We start from the raw sequence: 4,036 nt of genomic DNA, 5'->3' as shown, positions 1-4,036 counted from the left end.
GTCAGCAGCGCCTTGACCGCGCCGTCATCGATGATCAGCGCGCCTTGGGGATGCAGCACGCCACCGATCCAGCGCTTGCGCGCCGCGGCCGGGGTATCGCAAGCGAAGAAGCGGGTAGAACGTGCGGCCCGCGTGCGGATGGCGGCAATCGGGTTCAGCGTCTTGCCCTTGGCGATGACGACATCGGACCCCGCCGAGACCGCGATTTTTGCCGCGATGATCTTCGAGGTCATGCCGCCGCGCCCCAGCCCCGACACCGAGCCGCCGGCCATGGCTTCTAGTTCCGGCGTGATGGCGGGGACTTCGGGGATGTGCTCGGCGCTGGGGTCGAGATTGGGATTGGCCGTGTACAAACCATCAACATCGGAGAGCAGGATCAGGCAATCGGCTTCCATCATCGAGGCGACGCGGGCGGCAAGCTGGTCGTTGTCGCCGAACTGGATTTCCGAGGTGGCGACGGTGTCGTTCTCGTTGATCACCGGCACGGCGCCGAGTTCAAGCAGCGTCTTCAACGTGGCGCGGGCATTGAGGTAGCGGCGGCGATTTTCGGTGTCGTCGAGGATCAGGAGAACCTGCGCCGCGGCGATGCTTTCCGCCTTCAGCACTTCCGCCCAGGCCCCCGCAAGGCGGACCTGTCCGGCGGCGGCAGCAGCCTGGCTTTCTTCGAGGCGCAAAGGACCGGGCTTCAGTTTCAAGGCGCGGCGGCCAAGCGCGATGGCGCCCGAGGACACCAGCACCACCTGCTTGCCTTGGCGTTTCAGCGCCGCGATATCGGCGGCCAGCGACTTCAACCATTCGCGCCGCAGCGTACCGGTCTCGGACTCGACCAGCAACGACGAGCCGACCTTGATGACGATGACAGCCGCTTTAGCGAGAAGGTCGGTCATTGTTCATCACACGTTGCAGAAATCCCTCTCCCACAAGGGGAGAGGGAAGACGAAGCGCGGGGGAGGAAAGAGAAACTCACGGCTGCCAGCCCTTTTTCGGCTCCTTCGCCTTCTTGTCGGCGGTGCGCTTCTTGCCGATCACTTTGGCGAGCGCACGCAAGACTTCCGGCACGCCGTCGCCCGAGACGCCGCTCATCACCAGGACATCATGGCCGCATGCTTTCTTCAGCGCCGCGAGTTTCTTGCTCAGCGCCGCCATCTCGATCGCGTCGGTCTTGTTGAGCACGACGATTTCCGGCTTGTCGGTGAGGCCCTGGCCGTACGCTTCCAACTCGCCGCGAATGGTTTTGTAGGCCGTGACGATCTCGCTGTCGGTGCCGTCGATCAGATGCAGGATGACGTTGCAGCGTTCGGCGTGCCCCAGGAACTTGTCGCCGAGACCGACGCCTTCATGGGCCCCTTCGATCAGGCCGGGCAGGTCGGCGACGACGAAATCGGTAGTGTCGATGCGGACCACGCCAAGCTGCGGCGCCAGCGTCGTAAAGGGATAATCGGCGATCTTCGGCTTGGCCTGCGATACGCGGGACAGGAACGTCGACTTGCCGGCATTGGGCAGGCCGATCAGTCCGACATCGGCGATCAGCTTGAGCTGCAGGATGATGGTCTTCTCTTCGCCGGGCTGGCCGGGATTGGCGAAGCGCGGCGCCTGATTGGTGGCGCTCTTGAAATGGGCGTTGCCGAAACCGCCGTTGCCGCCGCGCAAAAGCTGCACGCGCTGGCCGACGGTGGAAAGATCGGCGATCAGGGTTTCACCATCCTCCTCGTAAATCTGGGTGCCGACCGGAACCTTCATCACCGCATCGTCGCCGCCGGCGCCATGCATGTCCTTGCCGGCACCGCCTTCGCCGTTCTTGGCGCGGACGTGCTGCTGGAAGCGGTAGTCGATCAGGGTGTTGAGGTTCTCCACCGCTTCGGCCCAGACGCTGCCGCCGCGGCCGCCATCGCCGCCCCAGGGCCCGCCGTATTCGATGAAGCGCTCGCGCCGGAAGGCGATGCAGCCGTTGCCGCCCGCTCCGGACTGAATGTAGACCTTGGCCTGGTCGAGGAATTTCATCGAGTCACTACTTTCCTAGGAGGGCCGGGCTTTGAGCGAGGTAGGCATCATGCCGCTCTTTTTCGCCCGAAACGCTCGCGCGTCAACATCGTTCGGTTGCACAACACCGGTTCCCCCCGGGCCCGGCAGGGGCTGGATTCGACATGGTCGGCGACAAATCCCAGCCGCGCCAGCACCCGGCCGGACGCGGAATTGTCGTGAAACCAGCCGGCTTCCACGGTTTCGGCCCGCACCACTCCGAAGGCGAAGGCCAGGAGACGGCGGGCCGCCTCGGTGGCAAATCCGCGGCCCCAATAGGGCTTGGCTATCCAATAGCCGAGTTCGTAGCGCCCGTCTTGCAGGTGCACACCGCAGCAGCCGAGCGGCGAGCCCGTCGCTTTCGACAGGATGGTGTAGACCCAGCCTTCGCCCGCGGCGCGTGCGCGGGTGACGGTGGTGATGAAATCCGCTGCGTCCGCCTCGGTGTAGGGGTAGGGCACCGTGGCGAGATTGCGGGTGACGTCGTAATCGGCGAGCGCGGCGGCGAAAAAGGCGGCGTCCTCCGTAGCGGGCGGGCGCAGCAGCAGCCGTTCGGCTTCGAGTGTCGGCATCTCAAGCCTCCACCAGGTCGGACCGGCGAACGCCGGCGCGCTTGCGGCCGAAGGTTTCGCGCTTCAGCGCCATGCGGTGGCACCAGGCCAGGCCGCCACGGGCGAGATTCGCGCGCCGGTAATCGGCGACTGGCTCGAAGCCGAGCTTCTCCAGCACCTGTTCCGAGGCCGTATTGCCGTCGAACCAGCTGGCGAAAATGGTCTCCACCTTCAAGGTGTTGAAGGCAAAGCCCGCGATCTTGCGCGCCGCCTCAGTGGCATAGCCGAAGCCCCAATAGGGCCGGGCGAACCAGTAGGACAGCTTGTAGGCGCCATCGCTCAATCTCAGCGTCACCAGGCCGAGGAATTCGCGCGTCAGCTTGTGTTCCACCGCGAACGCGTAGGCTTCGCCCTTGGCCTGCTTTTCGGCCGCGGTGGCGATCAGCGCCATGGCGTCGTCTTCGCTGTAGGGATGGGGCACCGTCGCCATGTTGCGGGCCACTTCGTAATCGCCGAGGGCGCGCGCAATCGCGGTCGCATCGGAGATTTCGGGCTGACGCAGGAACAGACGCTCGGTTTCGAAACTGGGCATGACACTTCCCTTACTGTGGTCGCGCCGCCCGGGCCGCATTTCCCGGCTGCGCTTGGTGCAAGGGAAAACAAAAAAGGGAGATGGCGGACCATCTCCCTTGCCTCAATGGGCCGCCAATTCGTGGCGGCCTATGTCTTCAGCCGCCTATTCCGCTGCCGTCTTCGTGGCCGTCGCCGGAAGCACCGATACGAAGGTGCGGCGCTTGAAGCCCTTCTTGAAGGCGACATGGCCGTCCGAAAGCGCGAAGAGGGTATGGTCCTTGCCCATGCCGACGCCCTTGCCGGGATGGAACTGGGTACCGCGCTGGCGAATAATGACGTTGCCGGCGGCAATGGCTTCGCCGCCGAACATCTTGACGCCCAAACGCTGACCGGCAGAGTCGCGACCGTTGCGGGACGAACCGCCTGCTTTCTTATGTGCCATGGGTCGAACTCCTTAAGCCGAGATGGCCGTGATCTTGATTTCGGTGAAGGACTGGCGATGACCGCGCTTGCGGTGGGTGTTCTTGCGGCGCTTCTTCTTGAACGCCACCACCTTCTCGCCCTTGCCCTGACGCAGGATTTCGGCCGTAACCGAGGCGCCCTCGACCAGCGGAGCGCCAGTCTTGACGGTCTCGCCGCCGATGACGAGGACTTCGCCGAGTTTCAGTTCGGCGCCAACTTCGCCTGCGACTTTTTCGATGGACAGCACGTCATCCGTGGCCACCTTGTACTGCTTGCCGCCCGTGCGGACTACCGCGAACATGTGCTAAGTCCCTGAATAAAATTGTTTTCCGGGAAACGGTGGTTTCCCAGGGAGCGGCGCAATATACGCAGCAAACCGGGAGGGTCAAGATCACCGGCGACAGAATCCTGTTTCATGTCGCCTCATGCTG

General features: G+C 64.1%; 6 protein-coding genes. All 6 read right to left on the bottom strand.

Annotated features, from left to right (window positions below):
• Nucleotides 1-887, bottom strand: an 887-nt coding sequence (proB, locus tag AC1P6P_RS08095; RefSeq protein ID WP_481401930.1) for a glutamate 5-kinase, incomplete at its 3' end; no start/stop codon positions are given.
• A gap of 76 nt (nt 888-963) precedes the next feature.
• Complete coding sequence (obgE, locus tag AC1P6P_RS08090; RefSeq protein ID WP_481401929.1) at nt 964-2,001, bottom strand: GTPase ObgE; 1,038 nt, start codon at nt 1,999-2,001, stop codon at nt 964-966.
• Nucleotides 2,002-2,048: 47 nt separating this feature from the next.
• A complete protein-coding gene (locus AC1P6P_RS08085; protein ID WP_481401928.1) occupies nt 2,049-2,591 on the bottom strand; it encodes a GNAT family N-acetyltransferase in 543 nt (180 codons plus the stop codon).
• Between the two features lies 1 nt (nt 2,592).
• On the bottom strand, nt 2,593-3,162 hold the full coding sequence (locus AC1P6P_RS08080; RefSeq protein WP_481401927.1) for a GNAT family N-acetyltransferase: 570 nt from the start codon (nt 3,160-3,162) through the stop codon (nt 2,593-2,595).
• 144 nt (nt 3,163-3,306) lie between these two features.
• Entirely contained in the window at nt 3,307-3,585 is a 279-nt protein-coding gene (gene rpmA / locus AC1P6P_RS08075; protein WP_481401926.1) for a 50S ribosomal protein L27, read from the bottom strand.
• A 12-nt stretch (nt 3,586-3,597) separates the two neighbouring features.
• Nucleotides 3,598-3,906, bottom strand: a complete 309-nt coding sequence (rplU, locus tag AC1P6P_RS08070; RefSeq protein WP_481401925.1) for a 50S ribosomal protein L21 — start codon at nt 3,904-3,906, stop codon at nt 3,598-3,600.
• Between the last annotated feature and the right edge of the window lie 130 nt (nt 3,907-4,036).

The sequence above is a fragment of the Rhizomicrobium sp. genome, assembly GCF_056722145.1.
Note: the sequence above shows the minus strand (reverse complement) of the source record. Positions and strands in the feature narration are given on the sequence as shown.

What these genes read in the sequence shown, in the direction of transcription:
- obgE (WP_481401929.1), bottom strand. Translation starts at nt 2,001, where the DNA reads ATGAAATTCCTCGACCAGGCCAAGGTCTACATTCAGTCCGGAGCGGGC.
- AC1P6P_RS08085 (WP_481401928.1), bottom strand. Translation starts at nt 2,591, where the DNA reads ATGCCGACACTCGAAGCCGAACGGCTGCTGCTGCGCCCGCCCGCTACG.
- AC1P6P_RS08080 (WP_481401927.1), bottom strand. Translation starts at nt 3,162, where the DNA reads ATGCCCAGTTTCGAAACCGAGCGTCTGTTCCTGCGTCAGCCCGAAATC.
- rpmA (WP_481401926.1), bottom strand. Translation starts at nt 3,585, where the DNA reads ATGGCACATAAGAAAGCAGGCGGTTCGTCCCGCAACGGTCGCGACTCT.
- rplU (WP_481401925.1), bottom strand. Translation starts at nt 3,906, where the DNA reads ATGTTCGCGGTAGTCCGCACGGGCGGCAAGCAGTACAAGGTGGCCACG.